Source organism: Chitinophaga polysaccharea (assembly GCF_902150045.1).
Lineage (GTDB): Bacteria > Bacteroidota > Bacteroidia > Chitinophagales > Chitinophagaceae > Chitinophaga > Chitinophaga polysaccharea_A.
Genome location: NZ_CABFVU010000007.1, coordinates 1 through 20,193 on the forward strand (window position 1 = coordinate 1; position 20,193 = coordinate 20,193).

Annotated in this window: 17 protein-coding genes; 9 read left to right on the plus strand and 8 right to left on the minus strand. The window is 47.5% G+C overall.

Annotated features, from left to right (window positions below):
- Positions 1 to 145 precede the first annotated feature (145 nt).
- The 3 genes from FN124_RS30510 to FN124_RS30520 are packed head-to-tail and all read right to left on the minus strand — an operon-like array spanning position 146 to position 1,895.
- A complete protein-coding gene (locus FN124_RS30510) occupies positions 146 to 406 on the minus strand; it encodes a hypothetical protein (RefSeq protein WP_142688597.1) in 261 nt (86 codons plus the stop codon).
- Between the two features lie 14 nt (positions 407 to 420).
- Positions 421 to 1,398, minus strand: a complete 978-nt coding sequence (locus tag FN124_RS30515; RefSeq protein WP_312847245.1) for an RHS repeat-associated core domain-containing protein — start codon at positions 1,396 to 1,398, stop codon at positions 421 to 423.
- The gene (locus tag FN124_RS30520; protein ID WP_142688599.1) at positions 1,284 to 1,895 is read right to left on the minus strand and encodes an RNA polymerase sigma factor; all 612 of its coding nucleotides are present in this window, start codon (positions 1,893 to 1,895) and stop codon (positions 1,284 to 1,286) included. The genes FN124_RS30515 and FN124_RS30520 overlap by 115 nt, the downstream gene beginning before the upstream one ends.
- A gap of 360 nt (positions 1,896 to 2,255) precedes the next feature.
- Between FN124_RS30520 and FN124_RS30525 the strand changes: the two genes are divergently transcribed.
- The 7 genes from FN124_RS30525 to FN124_RS30555 all read left to right on the plus strand — a co-directional run bounded on the left by FN124_RS30525 (position 2,256) and on the right by FN124_RS30555 (position 14,257).
- Entirely contained in the window at positions 2,256 to 5,135 is a 2,880-nt protein-coding gene (locus FN124_RS30525) for a hypothetical protein (RefSeq protein ID WP_142688600.1), read from the plus strand.
- Between the two features lies 1 nt (position 5,136).
- The gene (locus FN124_RS30530; protein WP_142688601.1) at positions 5,137 to 6,399 is read left to right on the plus strand and encodes a trypsin-like serine peptidase; all 1,263 of its coding nucleotides are present in this window, start codon (positions 5,137 to 5,139) and stop codon (positions 6,397 to 6,399) included.
- Positions 6,400 to 6,483: 84 nt separating this feature from the next.
- Positions 6,484 to 7,323 carry a chromate resistance protein ChrB domain-containing protein gene (locus tag FN124_RS30535; protein ID WP_142688602.1) on the plus strand — a complete coding sequence of 280 codons (840 nt, stop codon included), beginning with the start codon at positions 6,484 to 6,486 and terminating at the stop codon, positions 7,321 to 7,323.
- 84 nt (positions 7,324 to 7,407) lie between these two features.
- Positions 7,408 to 8,565: a chromate transporter gene (locus tag FN124_RS30540; protein ID WP_142688603.1), complete on the plus strand. Its 1,158-nt coding sequence runs from the start codon at positions 7,408 to 7,410 to the stop codon at positions 8,563 to 8,565.
- 64 nt (positions 8,566 to 8,629) lie between these two features.
- On the plus strand, positions 8,630 to 10,006 hold the full coding sequence (locus FN124_RS30545; protein WP_142688604.1) for a TolC family protein: 1,377 nt from the start codon (positions 8,630 to 8,632) through the stop codon (positions 10,004 to 10,006).
- 13 nt (positions 10,007 to 10,019) lie between these two features.
- Positions 10,020 to 13,157 (plus strand): efflux RND transporter permease subunit, encoded by a 3,138-nt coding sequence (locus FN124_RS30550; protein WP_142688605.1) that lies wholly within the window; start codon positions 10,020 to 10,022, stop codon positions 13,155 to 13,157.
- Between the two features lie 17 nt (positions 13,158 to 13,174).
- Complete coding sequence (locus FN124_RS30555; RefSeq protein WP_142688606.1) at positions 13,175 to 14,257, plus strand: efflux RND transporter periplasmic adaptor subunit; 1,083 nt, start codon at positions 13,175 to 13,177, stop codon at positions 14,255 to 14,257.
- Positions 14,258 to 14,320: 63 nt separating this feature from the next.
- Here the strand turns inward: FN124_RS30555 and FN124_RS30560 are convergent, their stop codons facing one another.
- The gene (locus FN124_RS30560; protein WP_260607633.1) at positions 14,321 to 14,701 is read right to left on the minus strand and encodes a sterol desaturase family protein; all 381 of its coding nucleotides are present in this window, start codon (positions 14,699 to 14,701) and stop codon (positions 14,321 to 14,323) included.
- On the opposite strand from FN124_RS30560, the gene FN124_RS31620 reads away from it, so the two are divergent.
- Positions 14,603 to 14,812: a hypothetical protein gene (locus FN124_RS31620; protein ID WP_260607629.1), complete on the plus strand. Its 210-nt coding sequence runs from the start codon at positions 14,603 to 14,605 to the stop codon at positions 14,810 to 14,812. The two genes, FN124_RS30560 and FN124_RS31620, sit on opposite strands and share 99 nt — an antisense overlap.
- A 49-nt stretch (positions 14,813 to 14,861) precedes the next feature.
- On the opposite strand, the gene FN124_RS30565 is transcribed toward FN124_RS31620, so the two are convergent.
- Genes FN124_RS30565 through FN124_RS30580 form a run of 4 tightly spaced genes read right to left on the minus strand, consistent with a single transcriptional unit; the run spans position 14,862 to position 19,250 of the window.
- Positions 14,862 to 15,260 (minus strand): hypothetical protein, encoded by a 399-nt coding sequence (locus FN124_RS30565; RefSeq protein WP_142688608.1) that lies wholly within the window; start codon positions 15,258 to 15,260, stop codon positions 14,862 to 14,864.
- Between the two features lie 26 nt (positions 15,261 to 15,286).
- Entirely contained in the window at positions 15,287 to 16,897 is a 1,611-nt protein-coding gene (locus FN124_RS30570; protein ID WP_260607630.1) for an MFS transporter, read from the minus strand.
- Positions 16,869 to 17,933 carry an HlyD family secretion protein gene (locus FN124_RS30575; protein ID WP_142688610.1) on the minus strand — a complete coding sequence of 355 codons (1,065 nt, stop codon included), beginning with the start codon at positions 17,931 to 17,933 and terminating at the stop codon, positions 16,869 to 16,871. The genes FN124_RS30570 and FN124_RS30575 overlap by 29 nt, the downstream gene beginning before the upstream one ends.
- Positions 17,934 to 17,936: 3 nt before the next feature.
- On the minus strand, positions 17,937 to 19,250 hold the full coding sequence (locus tag FN124_RS30580) for a TolC family protein (protein WP_142688611.1): 1,314 nt from the start codon (positions 19,248 to 19,250) through the stop codon (positions 17,937 to 17,939).
- A 129-nt stretch (positions 19,251 to 19,379) separates the two neighbouring features.
- On the opposite strand from FN124_RS30580, the gene FN124_RS30585 reads away from it, so the two are divergent.
- Positions 19,380 to 20,165, plus strand: a complete 786-nt coding sequence (locus FN124_RS30585; protein WP_142688612.1) for an AraC family transcriptional regulator — start codon at positions 19,380 to 19,382, stop codon at positions 20,163 to 20,165.
- Positions 20,166 to 20,193 lie beyond the last annotated feature (28 nt).

A 20,193-nucleotide genomic window follows, 5' to 3' on the forward strand; every position in this document is an offset into this window, starting at 1 on the left:
AAGTGAGGCTCCGCTACGCTTCGCTCCACCTGCCCGGGTGGTTTATCCCCCTAATACAGTTACTTACATTTATTTACACAAAGGATTTAATACTACCAAAATAAAAACCAGCCAGTGGCTGGTTTTTATTATTTGTAAGTCTACTTTAACTTCCCCACTTAATAGCAGGAATAAACTCAATGACAGACTTATCACTGCCATAAATAGTAAACTCAATTTCATCATTAACTTGCTGTAGTTCGACAATATATTTCTTCGCAGCAATAATATCCTCAAACACTAAATAAACCTCATCATTACTATCCTTATGGAACACCTTATCATTAATGTTTAATACATGTCCGGTATTCCCATCTACCTTCAGTACAGCTACCTGTTCGCTAGTTAATTCTGGTATTTTAATCATTTTATTACAAACTATCAGTGATTTACTTTTTCTACCTTAGCCCCCTTCACCGTTCCTTTCATGAGTACCTCTGATTCGGATACTGCTGGTGCCTCCGGAGCTGCTTGTTTCAGTTTAATTATTTTTGTATTTGGACTCTCTACTGTTATTGATTTAGGAACTTTTATCTTAAGTACCACTCCTTTACCCTTAGGCCTTAAAGCATAATTAAGAGCTACTTCATAATCTGTAGTCCAAGATGTAAATGAACTATTCAATGTCGATACAGCATTATGTTCTAAGGGCGTAGCTGCTCCTCCATTAGCTTTAGTAATACCCTTTAATTCATTCTTATAACCTACATGGCTCTCATTCATACCACGATACAAAGTTACTGTTTCTTCTACTTTGGCTGCGGTAGCAGGTTTTAACAAATTCCCTTTAATTGGCACGGAAGGGATCTTAGCACCCAAATAAATACCAGCGGCCAATTCTAAGTTAACAGGATTGGTCATTACATCTGTAAACTGCTTCGTAATAGGCGTAGTAAATGAATATTTCGCGCTACCTGCTACAAAATTACCTATTCCTTTAAACTCTCCTCCAACATCATGCAGATATGTTCCTTTGCCTAAAGACTCTGCAGTTGAGACCCCTGAATTCCATACAGTTGGAACAATGTTTAAAAAATCAACCCCTGCATTATTTACTGCCGCCAAGACATCCCAACCATTTTGCTGATAGCTGAATCTCTGTACGTATGGCAATTTCTCTGCTCCAACTAAATCAATATTCCTTATTACATCATTTTCTGCAAAAGCATAAGTACTATTCCAGGGATAATCTTTTGTCAATGGATCTACTGATAAGAACTTTCCAATACGCGGGTCATAAATCCTCATCCCATAATCCTGCTGATTCCCCTCTCCTTTGATTTCATTATCATTCTCCTTCCCGTTAAACCCATACCTATACACTCCTCCCAACCCCCACTTCCTTCCCTCCATCTGCATTCCAAACGGTGTATAATCCGACATATGTTTAACCGTTGAGCGATATCGTCGTGCTTAAGCCCTTCTATACGGCTCATGCGATATACTTTCTGTTGCTGTGCCGGCAACTGAGCTATGGCCTTGTGCAACAGTTGTTCCAGCTCTTTGCCCAGCGCCGCTTCTTCCGTAGGGTTATGGCCTTCCCGCGAGGGATACAGCTCCCTGATAAGGCTTTCCTCATGCGCCCGCCGCTTCATCCCGTTAAGCACCTGGTTGCGGGTCATCCTGTTGATATAGGCAGACAGGTTATCGATGCTATGCAGCGACCGGCGGTTTATCCAGATCCTGATCAGCACGTCCTGTACCACATCTTTGGCGATAGTGTCTGAGGCTGTCATCCTGAGTGCGAAAGAATAAATAAAAGGGTGATAACGGTCAAACAAAAGCCTGAACGCTGACTCCTCTCCCCCGGCTAACCGCTCCAGCCATTGCCGCTCCGTATTCAAATTTTCTTGCATGTTCCGAGACCTGCCTCCCGGGCAGTAATTGGTTGATTAGCGGCTAAAAGTAGTAAAAAACTGATTTGTTGTGATGTCTGCAACGAAAAGATTTAATTACATTATGATTGATTTTTTATATTTTTAGACAGCGCGCTGAATGCAGCGGTTAAAAACAGATAACTGTCGTAGAGAGCACCGTCTGCCCCATGATTGATGTATCAACCAATACTGTAATGCGGTATTTTTACGTATTTTATAATGAATATTCTAAGAAGCATATTTTCATTATCTCCGCGGGCAAAGGCCTGACCGGGGAGATTACTCAATTTAACTGATTCGTTTTACCCTGAACTATAGCTTTTATATCAACCCTTACGTATGAAATATTATTTCTTTCTGCCGGCACTGCTGATGGTGCTGTTCCCTCTTTTTACATACGCACAAAAAGATGCGCCGGTGGCCGGGCACGCAGCAGTGCTTACGGATCTGCTGAAGAAAAATTACAACGCCATTGAACCTGCACAACGGGAAGATGAGATCAACCGGGACAGGACACAGGTGCTGGCTATTTTTAAATCGTATTTGCAGGACAGTGAATTGTCGGATATCTCCGCTACGGGATTCGATGCGGCAAAAAACAGGCTGAAAAAGTCGCAGGATTCTCTGACAGTGGTGAAAAGAAACTTCGACAGTTATGTATCTTCCAACAATAAGGATACACACGAGCTCTCTGAGCTCTCAGACAAACTCGAGAAAGTAGTGAGCTCTGTAAATGAGCAGAGAACCAATATCGATTTAATGGAGCTGGCAGCAGTTAAAATTGCTTACAGTAAAAATAAACTGGTAGATACCGTTATCGGGAAGTTTATTGTGAAATATAACTCCCTTCAAAAAGGGAAGATTGATATAAATGCCTCCGCCAATGCAGCTGCCGATATTCAGAAAAGCATTCCTTTCCTGGGTGGCAACCTTGGTTTTGAAACCATCATTGATGGCCTGGGACGCTTTATAGCAAAGCGGCTGAAGGAAGAACTAACTACCTATGCCATTGACCGTGTAAAGCAATGGCTCCTAAATCCTGATCCCAATGATCCATTGACGGATCTTAAAATACTGCTTCCGAAAACAAGCAATTACCTCTTAGGCTTTAAGGCCGACCAGGTGACAAATTTTCCTAACGAAATAAAACAATATATTGAAGATGATCTTAGCCATATACTCGACAATGCAGGTAACCTGCGCAATACGCCGCGGGTAGAGCGTTTGCTGCTACAATATCCCGATCTTGATTTTGCTTTTGAAGCCTTGCAGCTGATCCCGCAAATTTCTAAAGTAAAAACACCGGTAGATTACTTTACTATTCTTGAAAGCAGCCGGAATATTAACCGGTGGAAAGGAAATGCTAACCAACCTGTTCAATTTAATATAGCCAATGGCGTTAGTCTTACCGGGCTATTGGCACGAAGCCTGGTGGTGGTAGATAATGGTGAAAAAAGATTTGCAGGAACAGAGTTCCTGACCGCCTATGCCCAGGAAAGCACCTTCTATTCATTATATGCCGGGTTTATTTACCAGCAGGATCTGAAATATTACAACATAAAATTCCTTAACTGCGATAAACAGACTATTACTTTCAGCGAATCCTATAACAAGAAAATAGTTAATGCAGGTATCAACGCCACCAACATCGAATTTATCAGGGAGATAGTTACACGCACCGTACAGAATGCTGAAAAAGTTTTCAATAACGCTACAGAATTGCGTAAAGCAAGTAAAGCAGGTCAAAAACCGGGAGCTGATACGATATATAATTTTGTAAAGAGTATCATTGATTTTTCCGAAGATGCTACGCATGCTGCTGATACACTGCTGGACTTTGTAAAATCAGACCGTTCGGAGTTACAGTTATATCATTTAATGTATCCTTATTTTTCCGTTGCGAATACCACCAATGAAGTGATGTACGACATTCAACAGAAAAAGTATACCACTGCCTTGCTGAAGGCATTGGAAGTTACCGCCCCATTGGTGAGCAGGAATAAGGTATCGGGGGTCAATACACTGGCGCAAAGCTTATCCAATAGCGCTTACAGCCTCGCTGCTGCCCACTGGTCGGAAGTAGCCCGCTGTTTTAAAGATACCACCGGCGTATCAACCGGCAAGCATGTAAAAAGTATTCCTGCCAGGGAGAAGCTCAGGGAATCTCTCATCATTGTTGCATCAGAACTGAATAAAATAAAACTTTACTACCGTGTAAACTATAGCGAAACGGCGCTGAATGATCCGCTGAACGAGTTTATCTCGGTATGTGAGCAGGGATCTGCAGTGAAGACTATTGTACGAAACGACAGTCTGAAAAGGGTAATTGCGCTGATCAGCTCGAATAAAGACTTCCAGGAACTCGTTATTTCCTATTATGCCAATACAAACATCAAATCTTCGATCGACCATCTCAATACGCAGATGGCCAACCTGAAAATTGAAGGAACAGCCGGGAAGCCGGAAATCCCGCTGATACTCCCTTCCGAAAGAGACACTATTACTGCCAGTATCAATAATTATGTAACTGCATTGTTTGGTTACTTTACAGATAACAGTGCCAGGAAAAACCTGGATGCTGCGCAGCAAAACATGGAAGCCGCTATCCGCCGGGGACTGGCCTCCATACCGCAACAAACAAATCCCCAGCTGAACTCACACGTAGTATCGCTCATTCATTTTGTAAATGACATGGCCGAAGCAAAAGATGCCGGAGATGTGGAAACAGCCATAGAAGCATTTGTATTGCCCGCAGGCAGCTACGCTATCAAACGGAAAGCCAGGTATAATTTTTCACTGAACAGCTATCCCGGGCTTTTAGGCTCCTATGAAATAACACCGGAAAAAGGCAATTCATTCAGTACAGGCTTTACAGCTCCTGTTGGGCTTAGTCTTTCCTGGGGAAGCCGCAATGAAGGCTCATTAGGATTATTCCTTTCTATTATAGACATAGGCGCGGTAACAAGGTTAAGGTTAGACAGCAGTAAGGCTACCGACATGCTCCCGGAATTCAGCTTCAAAAATATACTGGCTCCCGGCCTGTACTTTGTTTACGGATTTCCCAATACCCCTTTATCTCTTTATGGTGGCGCCCAATATGGGCCCCAGCTAAGAGCAATCGAGGATAAGGATAATTACAGAAATTATGACTCTTATCGCCTGAGTCTGGGTATAGTAATGGATCTCCCCTTACTCAATCTTCACACCAGACCTCACTAGCATGAAGCGCACTTTAATTTTACTGTGGTGCATGCTGATGGTAACCGTTTGCACTGCACAAACAGATTCCGCGGCTGCCAAAGTGGAGAAGATGATGTATGACTTTAAAGCCAAAAGCAACAACTTCAAAACAAACACGCAATCAACCATTCAAAGGGAACTCGAGAAGCTCAGGCATATAAAGGAGCAACCTTACCAGCAGCAGCAATTGGATGCCATAAAGCAATGGCAGGAAGCGGCAGCCAAACTATCCGCGCAGGAAAGTAAACAGGTGGAAGCAGCGGCACAACAGGAACAGCAGTTACAGCAGCTACAGTTGGAGCAGTTGGATCAGATAAAAAGTCTGCATCCTGACGACGTGTTTGAGAAACCCGGACAGCCGGCGATACCGCTTCCCGCACCCAGGGAAGCAACAGACATTAAGCGTCTATATCCCTCCGCCGCTGAAACCCGGCGCCCCCGGTTAAAAGGCCCCACGCAGTTCGACAGCCGTATTGAGCTTTTCCAGCTGGATGTGCTCTATGAACAGGACCGGCGTATCCTGTTCAACGCCGCCTCCGTGGGGCTGGTTATCCGCAAAGAAAACCTCGAAGCCGTAACAGATAGTTTTTTTCGTATAAATACCAGTCTTACCCTGGGAAATAAATACAAGCTATGCCCCGGCCAGGCATTCGTCAAACAACCCGTTGCCGGAGAAGGCACCGCTTTCCTCATCCAGGGCGATCAGCCGAGGATGATGACCGCCGGTCATGTATTCAGCGAGCCTATCGACCATTACGCCATCATTTTTGGCTTTGAAATGGAGAATGAAGTAGGCGCTTATGAAACCCTCATCCCCATCCAGAACCTCTACTACCCGGAGCAGATCACCTTTAAAGATGATGCGCTGGACATTGCCGTTTTTACCTTAAACAAACCTACCGACAGACGCCTGCTGCCTCTCGCGGCAAGGGAACCGGTTACCGGTGAAGAAGTATATATGATCGGCTACCCTTGCGGCCTCCCGGTAAAAGTTGCGCTCAATGCCGGTGTGAAAGAGAACAACCATCCCCAGTACTTTTTCACCTCGCTGGATGCGTTCCAGGGTAATTCCGGCTCCCCGGTTTTCAGTATGAATACCCATGAAATTATTGGCGTCCTGGTTTCGGGGGAGGTCGATTTTATATGGAACGGCTCCTGTAACCAAGTAACCGTATGCAGTATCCCGTTCTGTAAAGGAGAAAAAGCCATCCGCATCAGCGCTATTCAAAAAGCAACAGAATAGCGCACGGCGCTTATCTTTATAAGCTATTGGTAAAAGGACGGCTTTTTCTACACCGTAGGAATTTTTATTCCTAACTTTCCGGGCATGAAATGGATTACCCGTGAACGTCCTAAAATCGACAGGCTCGCCTGCCCATGGCTTATTAAAAGGTTTGTAGATCCGGAAGCCACATTTATTTATGTGCCGTTCAGCGATGTACTGCCAATGGCTGCACAAATGGAGGCCATTCCTTTTGATATTGCCGGTGTGGAATACACGCATTACGACGATCAGTGTACTTTCGATTATATCATCAAAAAACACGGCATTGAAGATGCTGCTGTGCTGACGTTGGCGCCCATTGTTCGCGGAGCGGATACCGACCACCACAACCTGGCCCCACAGGCTGCTGGCCTCTGGGCCATCTCCGCAGGCATGGCATATGATGAACCGGATGATAATAAGCTCCTGGAAAAGGCAATGCTGCTCTACGACTCCCTGTACAGCTGGGCAAAATACCTGCAACAGGTTAAACATACCCAGCAGCCTTTTGAAAACCAGCTGCTCGACATCTTCAATAATTTTCTCCAACGCGAAAAAGACACAAAAAAAATTCCCGCCTGGGCAAAGGAACTAAAAGAAATCATGCAGGATCAGATTGATACCAATCTCAATCTAAGCCTGAAGGGACTTTCTGAAACCCTGCGGGTACATCCTGCTTATTTATCGAGAGAGTTCTCCAAATATTTTGACGATCTTTCTTTCGGGGACTATATCCGTAAACTGCGGATCGACAAAGCCATACAACTCCTTTCCTCCAGTCACTCGCTCACTGAAATTGCTTACCTGACGGGTTTTTCAGACCAGAGCCACTTTACCCGCATCTTTAAGGTACATACCGGTAAAAGTCCGTCTGCCTACCGGAAAAGTTTAGGAAAAAAGTAAAAACTATACAAAACCTTTGTTTTCATTCTATTTTTTGGTGACAGGTTGCCGGATTTTACAGGCAAATTGAGTTATCAGAAAGTAATGAACAACCATCAAAACATACCTTACACGCTTCGTCAGCTGGTATTTTATTTCCTGGGGCTCGGTACCTGGGGATTTGGCGGCCCTGCGGCGCTGGCTGGCTATATGCACCGCGACCTGGTAGAGCGACGTAAATGGATCAGCGAAGAAGATTATAAAGAAGGACTTGCCCTGGCACAGCTGGCGCCCGGCCCACTGGCCGCACAACTGGGCATATACATCGGGTATATCCACTACCGCGTGAAAGGCGCTACGCTTGCAGGGCTGGCATTTGTACTGCCTTCATTCATCATGGTAGTGTTGCTGGGCTTCATCTATACAAAATGGCAAGGCATTCCCTGGATGCAGGCCATATTCTATGGCGTCGGTGCAGCCGTAACAGGCATCATTGCCATGAGCGCCTGGAAACTTACCCGTAAATCAATAGGCACAGACCAGTGGCTGGCTGGCATCTACCTTGCTACCGCAGCATACACCGTTTGGAAAGAAAATGAAAATGTGTGGCTATTCCTGGGTGCAGGAGGCATTTACTGGTTGCTGAAATCCCCGAAAAAAAAGGCCGGTCATCTTATTAAATCATTATCATTTCCGCTGCTTTCCAATATCTCACTCTCTCCCCCCGCTAACACCCTCTGGCAACTCCTGCTGTATTTTACAAAGGCCGGCGCACTCGTATTCGGCAGCGGCCTCGCTATTGTTCCCTTTCTTTATGGCGGCGTGGTAAAGGGACATGCCTGGCTGAATGAGCAACAGTTTATGGATGCAGTGGCGGTAGCTATGATCACTCCCGGCCCGGTGGTCATCACCGTAGCATTTATCGGCTTCCTCGTTGCCGGGCTTTCAGGCGCCTGTATAGCCGCCTTTGGCACCTTCTTTCCCTCCTATGTTTTTACGGTAATACCGGCCCCTTACTTCAGGAAATACGGGAAGCATCCCGGTATCAAGGCATTTGTAGACGGCGTTACCGCTGCTGCCATCGGCGCTATCTCAGGCGCGGTGATCGTTCTGGGCAAAAGATCGCTTATCGATGCCTGTACAATCGGCATTGCCATTATCACTATCACCGTACTATGGCGGTTCAAAAAACTCCCGGAACCGGTCATTATCCTGGTGGCAGCAGGTATAGGGCTGTTATTAAAAAATACCAGGGGATTGTAATATCTTAACGGAGAATTCTCTCCTTGCAGAAAGACCAATACCATACTTTAAACAGGTTTCATAAATGAATGTTTTTCATAAAAAGATGCTGATCAGCAGTTGCTTTGTGATGTTGTCATTACCCGGCATAGCGCAGCAAAAAACTATCCATATCAGGGACCTTCTGTTATTGGTGCAATCGCAGCCGCAGGTAAAAGCCACTGAACAACAGACACAGGCTGCGCAATACAATACACGAATGGCCCGGAACACGCTGGTACCAGAGGTTACAGCGGCTTACCAGGCAGGCTATGCCACCTACAATAATATTACGGGGATGAGTTATCCCGGTTCGTTTTTACCCATCAGCGGGCCTCCGTCTGCAGGCAATATTTACGACCCGGTTCCTGGCACGGCTTTAACCGCACTGGTAAAATGGAACCCGCTTACTTTCGGGCAGCGGCAGGCCGCCGTAGAAAAGGCAGCAGCCCAGTACAAACTGGCCGGCAGCATATATAATGAAACGCTATTCCGCCAGCAATACCTGGCCATATCCACTTACCTGGATGCCGTGTATCTCAAAAAATTATTGTTAAGTTTTGAGATGAACATAGAACGTACCAGGGCAGGCCTGCAGCAATCATTGGTACTTGCACAGCAGGGATTGCGCCCGGGTATTGATACTACACAGTTCCAGTCGGTACTGGCGCAGGCACAAACAGACCTGCTGGCCGCGCAACGGCAATATTATACCCTGATCACTGAATTGAGCCGGCTCGCAGATCTGCCCGATAAACCGGATGAGATTATACTGGCAGATACCTCCCTCATCAACCAGCTACCCACCGGCGCTGATACCACTGCCCATTTTTCGGCACATCCATCTTTTCAATATTACCAGACTAAAAGAGAGGTAAGTGAAGCGACTTTGAAAGAAGCCGGACGCGCATGGCGCCCTAAACTGGACCTGTGGGCAAATGCCTATGCCCGCGGCTCAGGCGTGGATGCCGCAGGTAACGTCAGCAAGGCAGATGGCTGGTCGCTTTCCCGGAAAAACTATGGGGCCGGCATACAACTGAGTTTCCCGATCCTGCAGTTCTCACAGGTAAATCTCCAGAAAAAACAATACCGCTTATTATTAAAATCTGATGAAACACAACTGGACCAGGTAAAGCTGAACCTGCAAAAACAACTGGAAACCGCGCAGTTCAGCTACCAGCAAAACCTGCTGATTGCCAAACAGGCTTTAATACAGTCGCAGGCAGCGCGATATGCATTCGACGGATTGAAGCTCAGCTATGAAAGCGGCCTGGCGGATTTTACCCGCCTGGTACAGGGGCAGTACGAGCTGCTGAAAGCAGAAACGGGCGAAGCGGGCGCATTCCTGCAGGCATGGCATGCTTTGCTTGAACTGGCCGCCGCAAATGGACAGCTGGATGTTTTTACAGATAAACTGAAATAACGATATACACTTTATGAAACTAATCATTCAGGCATTACGGCATCCCATCACCATACTGGTAGCTGTTATTGGTATTCTTTTCTTTTCATTCCTCTCCATCCGTAATGCAAAAGTGGATATATTCCCGCGGCTAGGGCTGCCCGTGGTATACGTTGCGCAGCCTTACGGCGGCCTGTCGCCCGAACAGGTGGAAGGTTTTGTTACCTCCTACTACGAATACCATTTCCTGTATATCACCGGCGTTAAATATGTAGAGTCTAAAAGCATACAGGGAGCTGCGCTCATCAAAATAGAATTTAACGAAGGCACCGACATGAGCCAGGCCATGGCCGAAGTAGTGGGATATGTGAACAGGTCCAGGGCGTTTATGCCTCCCGGAACGGTGCCGCCCTTTGTTACCCGTTTTGATGCCGGCAGCGTTCCGGTAGGGCAACTGGTATTCAGTTCCGACAGCAGGTCGCTGGGAGAAATATCGGACCTGGCGCTGTTCCGTGTAAGGCCTATGTTTTCAACGCTGCCCGGTGTATCCGCACCTCCGCCCTTTGGTGGTAACCAGAAAACGGTGCTGATCACTGTAGATCCGGAGAAACTGCGGGGACATAATCTTTCACCGGACCAGGTGGTCCAAACCATTGCAAAATTCAACAGCATCTCCCCCGCCGGAAATGTGCGTATTGGCGATACCACTTACATCACGCCACAGAACAGCGTGATAGAAACATTACAGGACCTGCAGAATACACCGCTGCAATCCGGTGCCGGCCCTGCGGTATATGTAAAAGATATTGCCAACGTTACCATGGGATCGGATGTAACCACAAGCTATGCGCTGGTAAACGGCAAGCGCTCCGTTTATATTCCGGTAACCAAACGCGCCGATGCCTCCACCTGGGACGTGGTGCAAAAAGTGAAAGCGGCGCTGCCGGATATGCAGGCGGCCATTCCTTCAGATATAAAAGTAACCTACGAATTTGACCAGTCGGGCTACGTGATCAATTCCCTGAAAAGTGTGCTGTTTGAAGGCGGGCTGGGCGCCCTCCTCACGGGATTGATGGTATGGCTGTTCCTGGGCGACAGGCGCAGTGCGCTCATCGTGATCACCACCATTCCGCTGGCCCTTCTTTCTGCGGCTATTTTATTATTTCTCAGCGGGCAAACCGTCAATATCATGACCCTCGGCGGACTGGCACTATCGGTAGGCATACTGGTAGACGAAGCCACGGTAACGATAGAAAACATTCATCGTCACCAGGAAAAGGGTAAAAATAAAGCAAGGGCCATTGCAGATGCATGCCGGGAAATAGCCGCACCCAAACTACTGATCCTGTTGAGCATCCTCGCAGTATTTGTGCCATCACTGTTCATGAGCGGCGTACCCAAAGCCATGTTCCTCCCGCTGTCTCTGGCCGTGGGATTTGCTATGATAGCCTCTTTCCTGTTATCGCAAACTTTTGTGCCGGTGGCAGGCAACTGGTGGCTGAAAGATCACCAGCAACGATCCGGAGCTGGGTTTTATCATCGCCTTGAGCAGCGGTATACTGATATGGGCCAACGTTTTCAAACCGGCTTCGGATGGCTGACAACCCTGTTCCTTGGCATTTCCCTGCTGCTGATGATAATACTGTTTTCTGTTACCGGCACTGAATTATTCCCGCAAACTGATAGCGGGCAAACACAGGTCCGTTTGCGCCTTCCCACGGGCACCCGCTTTGAGCGTACGGAAGATGCCACCAGGAGGTTACTGCAGCTGTCGGACAGTATCGCCGGTAATGGCAACACGGAAATAACTTCCGCTTTCATTGGTACCCAGCCATCCAGTTTCCCCGTTAACTATATTCACCTGTGGACGGGCGGTCCACATGAATCTGTAACAAAAATAAAGTTGCAGAAAGATGTAATCCCGGTAGCTGTTTTCAGAGAGAAATTACGCAGCGCCGTTGCAAAGGAAATTCCAACAGCCAGGGTTTCTTTTGAGCCGGGAGATATAGTAGAACAGGTGCTGAACCTCGGAAGCACCAACCCGGTTGAAATAGCCGTTGTAAACCGTAACCTGGCGGAGGGCAGGGAAACAGCCCGGCAGTTGCTGCAGCAACTGGCAGCTATTCCATCCCTGCGTGATCTCCAGGTTGCCACACCGCTGGATTACCCCGCCATCAGGCTGGAAACAGACCGCGTAAAAGCCGGGCAACTGGGTATTTCCGGCGAACAGATAGCCCGCTCCGTGGTAACAGCTACTTCTTCCAGTCGTTTTACTTCGCCTAATTACTGGCTTGATAAAACAACCGGAACCACCTACCAGGTACAGGTGCAATACCCTGAGTACCGGATGAACAGTACTGCACAGCTGGAAGCTATTCCCATTTCCGGCGGCGCCGGCAACACACATTACCTCAGTGAGGTAGCCAGCTGGAAACGGACCGTTGTTACCGGCGAATACGACCGGCTCAACCAGCAACGCTATATTACCATCACCGCCAATATTCACCGGCAGGATGCAGGAACCGTTTTCAATAAAGTAAACAGTATCATTGCCGGGATGGGTAAGCTGCCCAATGGGGCAAAAATCCTGCTTCGGGGACAACCGCCATTGTTGGCGCAAACGCTTGACAGCTTACGGTTTGGCCTGTTGATTGCGATCGTTGTAATTTTCCTGCTGATGACCGTTTATTTTCAGTCTTTCCGCGTAGCCCTGGCCACCTTGTCCGTTATTCCGGCTGTAATAGCAGGTTCCCTATTGTTTCTTTTCCTTACCGGCAACACGCTGAATATCCAGTCGTATATGGGCGCCATCATGACTGTTGGCGTGGCCATTGCCAATTCTGTGCTTTTTATTACCAGTGCAGAGCATAACAGGCGGCAGGGTATGGAGGCCGGTCATCTCCGCGCAGCGGAAATACGTCTTCGCCCTATCCTGATGACAAGCGCCGCTATGATAGCCGGTATGATCCCGATGGCAGCAGGTCTTTCAGAAGGAGGCGATCAAACCGCGCCCCTGGCCATCGCGGTAATCGGCGGTCTCCTGTTTTCAGCCATCAGCGTATTATTTTTCCTGCCACAGGTATACCAGCTGATCACCGGAAGAAGAAAATTTGTGGTTGTTTCCCTTGATCCGGACGATGCCAGCAGTGTTCATTACGATAAACAATCTTAAAAAATAAAATCAGTCATATGCGATCCATCGCGATTATTAGTTTGGTTCTTTTACTGGCAGCCTGTGGTAATACCTCCAGGCATCCGGAACATACAAACAACAGCGCCGCATCCGATACGGTGCCGGTGTTCATTCTGAAACAGGATACTGCCAGGAAAACAATAGAGCTGCCTGCTGAACTGGTGCCTTATGAAACCGCTGCATTGTTTGCCAAAGTACAGGGCTTTGTGCGCAGCATGAATGTGGACCTTGGCGACCATGTAAAGAAAGGACAAACACTGGCGGTAATTGAAGCGCCGGAAATTAACAGCAGGCTGGCAGAATCCGAAGCCGCTTTGCAATCGGCCAAAGCGAAGTGGGCATCCAGCAAGGATCATTATGAAAGACTTTACAGGGCTTCACAGGCAAAAACGCCCGGCATTGTAGCCCCGGCAGATCTTGAGCGCAGCCGCAACCTGATGCTGGCCGACAGCGCCTCCTACATCGCGGCAGGCAAACAATCACAAACCAATAAAGCGGTATCCGGATACCTGTATATCACCGCCCCTTTTGATGGCGTCATCACCGCGCGCACAGCCGATCCGGGCGCACTGGTAGGCACCACAGCCATGCTGCTCACCGTTCAGAATAACCGCACGCTGCGTCTTCGTGCAGCCGTTCCCGAGATATATACGGCCACTGCCAGTCTTTCGAAGAATATCGACTTCCGGGTAGACGCCTATCCTACCCGATACTTCAAAGCCACGCTAACCCGTAAATCCGAAACTATTGATCCCGGCACCCGCACCGAGTTATGGGAGTTCCAGGTAGACAACAGCGATCACCTGCTCAAAGCCGGTTCTTTTGCTTATGTAAAACTTACCCTGGAACGGGGAGGCACATCTTTCATTGTACCATTTGCCGCGGTAACCACTACGCAGGAAAAAAGATTTGTGATCAGGGTACACGAAGGAAAAACTGAATGGGTAGACGTACGCCAGGGTATGACCCTGGATGCAGGTGTTGAAATATTCGGTAACCTGGCCGCCGGTGATACCCTGCTGAAAAAAGCAACAGATGAAAGAAAACCTGGCAGCACAGGCTTATGGATGCTGAAATAAGAGGTAATATAACAAGGCCCGTCGCCCACAACCTACCGTTGCCGGCAACGGGCATCCTTTTCACTACCGGGCGTACACCTGTTTATGCCCGAACCTCCTCTCCTGCAACTGGTCATATTCCTTTACATAATCCGGGTGCTCTGTGCCCATAACCCTGTCCCATACACGGAAATACAACCCATAATTCCCGCGGAACTTTTTATGATGCAGGTTGTGATGAACAGAGGTGTTCACTACTTCAAACCACCAGCTATACCTGAACTTCCGCGGCATCAGCTCATACCCGAGGTGGCCGTATACATTAATGATAAAACCTGATACGGTAAACAATAATATGGTAAGCGGATGCATAGGCATTATGCTGGTGATCACCACCAGCACACCCCCTTCCGCCACGGCTTCCAGGAAATGAAAACTGTAGGAGGCCCATGGGGATGGATTGATACTCTGGTGATGTACCAGGTGCGTGCGTTTAAAGGGGCCGTATCTGCCGGCAGCACGCCGGCCAGGTCAAATAGCAACTGTTGCAAAGTAGTGATGGATGCGCTCATATAACTTGTACCGGCGCTAAATTAAGGTTATTTCCTTATTTGCAACAATCCCACTACTCCCAGCTCCCCATGATAGATACGTTCAGGTCATCGCTCTTCACTTCCATATCTATAGGGAAAATAATCTTATACTCCTCCATGTTTACATCGCAGGCGCCTATGCGCCCTGTGGAGTCGCCCCATAGTTCTATATGATACCCCTTGCGGTATAGCTTCCATTTCACTGCGGGGCTAACGGAGAAAGTGGCCGGCAGCGTGAGTTGCGCCGGATAGGAACGGGTAACGGCAAGCGGATCTCCCGGGTGGCTGATATCAAGTATTTTCAGGAAAAGATGCTCAGCGGCATTGGCCGGCATCTTATAGGAATTGAGCTTAATTGCTTTCAGTGTAAATTCCTTATTGTCCTTATTACAGGACAACAGCAGCAAGGCGATCAGTAATAAATATCTCATCTCAGTAATTTAAAAAACAAACAGACCTAGGCAGGAGAAAGCCGTCCTGACCGCAGGTATACCACCGTTCTGTTCAGGTACGGAAATAAAGCGATCAGCAGCAATATAGCTACGAGCAGCAACGACATCATTTCGTAGTAGTCCATCGCAAAGCGAAGCTGCCCCTGCCCGTTCACAGCGTTCACCAGTAACCTGCCGGCTGCCCTGCCAGAGGGGCCGGGAGCCATTCCACGGGCCTGCAGCTGACGGACCTGCGTGCTCACTACCTGTTTCACGCCTGGGTCCAACCGGGTAAGATGATCCTGGAATGCATTGTAGTGGCGGCTCTTTTCATACAGTTCAAAAAAATTGATGATGCCAATGCTCACACAAAAGCCCAGGTAACGCACCGCCAGGCAAACAGCTGATGCCGACGCACCCATGGATAAAGGTACAGAAGAAATGGAATAAACAATAGTAGGCACCATAATCAACCCCACGCCGAGGCCCTGTATAAACAAAGGGATATAGTAACTGAACTCATTGGCCTGTACATCAAAAAGAAAATACATGCTCACATGAAATGGCAGCAGTAAAATAAATCCCGGCATCCATATATAACGGATGCGCCGCTGCTGAAGGATCATACAGCAGGCAATAATAACACCGGCCACTATACCAGCCAGGTTGAAAAGATTGATATAGGAAACATGCATGGGATCGAGGCGCAACACCGTAGCAAAAAAATTATTGGTGATGCCTGAAGCAAACCGGCAGATATACATCATAAAAAGCACCAGTAATCCTACTTTAAAATTACGGAACCGGAAAATGCGCAGGTCCATATACGGATGCTTCATACTCCTTTGCCGGAAAAGATAAATGGCTAAAAGCACAACGATACCCGTAACGCTGTATCTTATCCGCGGATCTTCCAGCCAGTAGTATTCCTGCCCGTAAATCATGATATAGCCCACCAGGCAAAGAGCAATACTGTAAAGGGTAAAGCTCTGCCAGTCCAGCTTATACAAGGGGAAGCGCACATCGGGCCTGACATTGTTCATACTGAGCATTAACAGGCAAAGACAGGGCAGGTAGGAAAACAGCGCCCCTTTATAAACAATATTAAAGTTCCAGGAGTCGATCAGATCTGCCGTTACAAAATTGTTGAAAGGAATGGCGCATAGCAGTAAGCCGAAGAATACAGAAAAGCTTACTTCTCTTGCCCGCTCCGAGCGCAACCGGGTAAACATGAGGGAAAGCGACAGGTTCACTGTACAGGAAAACAGCATTCCCTGGAAAAATCTCACCGGAAAAAAAATATACAGTTCATGTGTATGATAGCAAACCAGGCTGGTTAATATCTGCAGGAAAGTAAACAGGATGAAATATTCCCTCGACGCGAGGTAAAGAAAAAAGCGCCGTTCCAGGCTGTAAAACCCAACATAGCCTGCATAAAACAGCGCTACCGAAAACTGGATATCCGCCGGCTCGCTGCCATAGTAACCTGCCGCAGCGTTGATGTTGGACAAGGGCAGGAAAAACAGTACGATGCTTGGCAGCAGCAGGGAAAAGAGGATCACTTTCACCAGCCAGTCCGGCGCCCATGATTTAAATACAGGAATAGCATTATCCACGGTGACGGGCTTTGGGTACATATACATTTACATTCATTCCTACTTTCAGCACATCAATATCTTTCCTGGCGCCATCTACACGGATACGCACAGGAATACGCTGCACAATCTTCACATAGTTGCCTGTGGAGTTATCCGGCGGCAGCAATGAAAAGCTGGAGCCCGTGGCAGGCGACAGGGAAATGATGGTTCCTTTAAATGTACGGTCGGGGTATGCGTCGGCTACTATTTTAACGGAGTCGCCTATACGCATATTGGCGATCTGGGTTTCCTTGTAATTGGCCACTACCCATTTATCGGTTTCATTGTTTACGATATAGGCCAGAATTTCACCGGCATTGATCATCTGCCCTGTTTCCACGGTACGGCGACCCATGCGGCCATCATACGAGGCCGTGATCACGGTATAGCTCACATCCAGCTTATGGCGGTCCAGCAAGGCTTTCAGCCGGTCGATCTCTGCTGCCACTACCCGCTTCTCTGCATGGATATCAGCAATGCGGGAGAGGGCCGCCCCGTAGTTGTCTTGCGACGACTGATAATCGCTGGTGTTCACATCCAGTGCCGCCTGCATGTTTTCCAGCTGCTGTTTGGTAGCTGATTCCTCGTTGTAAAGCTGGCTGTAACGCTGGTAGTCCAGCTGTTGCTTCCACATTTTCGCTTTTGCTGCAGCGATCTGTGCTTCCGATGCGTTAGCCATTTTCTCCAATGTACGGATATTGCTTTCCAGCACTTCCATGCGGGCCTCCGCTTTCTGCAGGGAAGCGGCAGTTTGCGCCTGTTGCAGGGTATATTCCCGGTCGTCGATCAGTAAGAGCGTATCTCCTTTCTTCACCTGCTGGTTCTCTTCAAATTTCACTGCCACAATAAAACCGCCTGCCCTTGATATTACCGGGTTCACATATTCCTGTACCTGTGCATCGTTGGTTTGCTCATAAATATAATATTCCCATATGGTATAAACGCCCCAGCAGAGGAGCAAGAGAATAATGATCCCTGCCATCCAGCCCGTGATACGGGTGATCAGCCTGTCTGTAACGGTATATTTCTTTTTCATTGGTTAAAGAACGCCTGTGATATGCTGTAGAAGATAAAATTTATTTTGTGCCGCAATTTTTGCTGATGCTAGTTCAAACTGTGTTTGAAGCACCTGGATATCGGCATCCAGTAAGTCGGTGATTAACGATGCCTGGTTAAAATATGTATGCCTGATAATACGCGCATTTTCCTGCGCCTGCGCTACATTCACTTCCGACACCCCGATCTGTATAATTGCTTCTTTGTAACGGAGAAAGGCTTCCTTCACCTGTTGACGTACCTTGTCTTCCGTGTCTTTATGTGCCTCCTCTTCTTTCTCCAGCTCAAGTTTTGCCGCTCTTACCTTATGTATATTATGATAGAGCGACGATATGGGGAAAGACGCTTTCAGCCCGGTTACTCCCAGCGAGTACCAGTAAGGGTTATAGGGATAAAGGAATATCTGTGGGTTGGCATAGTAAAAGTCGCCGTACATGCCTGCCTTGGGACGGACATTCGCTTTTACCTGTTTCAGATGTATTTCGCTCAACCGGGTTTGCTGTTCAGAAATGTGATAAGGGAAAGAATGCTCCAGCGCTATGGCCAGGTATTCTTCATAAGCCCCGCTGCTGCCCGGGCCTGTTTCAGGACCGGCGGGAAAGAGGATCCTGTCGTCCGGCTCTCCGAGAATGATATTCAGTTTCTGCGTGGCGATCAGTATATCATTTTCTATGCTAACAAGGGTCATCTTTCTTTTCGACAGATCCAGCTCTACGCGGAGCACATCGCTTTTCAGCACGATGCCGTTCCTGTGAAAGGCTTTGATCTCCTTCAGTTGTTTTTCCTGGTCGGCAATATCTGCTGTAATAAGATTTCTGAAGATAAATGCTTTTTGAAGATCGAGGTATAAAGACGCCGTTTTATAACGGATAGCTGAAACGGATTCATTTTCCCGGATAGTACTGAGCTGGTGGAGGGTTTTATTTTCCTCCATTTTCAGGTTGAGCTTATTGCCGTTATAAAGATTGAGATAAAAATCGGCTCCTGCTTTATAAAGGGTGTGGATCACTTCGTGCTGGGAGGGTTTGGAGAATAAACCATTTTCATAGATAGGGATGTTAGAGGCTTTTTCTGCACTGCCGCTAATGCCAATTTCCGGTAACCGCTCCGTCCTTGTATCCCTGATCTCTTCTGCGGCAATTTCAGTGGCTTTCCTGTTTATTTCAATGATGCGGCTGTGCTCTTCTGCTTTCCGCCATGCTTCGGAAAGCGTTAATTTTAAAGTATCCTGGCCAGTGGCAATAAAACTCCTGCCTGCGAAAAATACTCCTGCTAAAAAAAGACTTCTGCTGTTCATAATATTCGGGGGCAAAATTATCACGATAATCCATTGTTAGTTTCACCGTAATAGCCAATTTTTTCATCATTCCGGACAAATGTTATTTTTATACAGCTACCTTACTATTTTACATTAACAAACAATGCTATGGGCTTAATTGCTTCATTACCGGAAATAGAAAAAAAGAGGAATTCCGTTTTCGTGATGCATGAAAAATCGGAAAAGCTGATCCCCCTTCACCGTCATAACAAGGGGCAGTTAAGCTATGTGGAAGGAGGAATTGCCTATATCACTATTGAAAACCTTACTTATGTGGTGCCGGCCAGGCATTACTTCTGGATTCCGCGCGGCATGTGGCATACATTACGGCTCGGGCACAAGGCCACGGTGCTGCGCTCACTTTATTTTTATGCGCACGATGATGCAACAGATCCTTTTTATAGCCAGCTGGGAATTTACCCTGCCAGTGAGTTACTGATCCAGATGATCAATTACACCGAGTGCTGGGATGGCAGGCATGTAGGCGGCAAAGACTATAACTTTGAATTCCTGGTGGCGCTGAAAAAGATGCTGCCGGAAAAAAGCAGGAAGGCGCTTCCTATTGTGTTGCCGGCTACTAACAATGAGCAGATGCAGGATATTACCGACTACCTCGAAAGAAATATCGGGAAACGGCTTACACTGGGCAGTGTAAGCAAACAGTTCAATATCGGGGAACGCTCCCTCTCCCGGTTATTTCAATCGAACCTGAAGATCTCGTTCCTGCAATATCTTAAAACCATAAGAATGATAAGGGCCATTGAAATGATCCTGAAAACAGGCAAGCCTATCAGCGAAATAGCGTTCGCGGTAGGTTACAGCTCTATCAATTCTTTTAGTGATACATTCCATGAATTCGTGCATGCCAGGCCTACCGATTTCAGGAAGCCATAACAAGGCAACCGGCAGCAGCGCCGGTTGC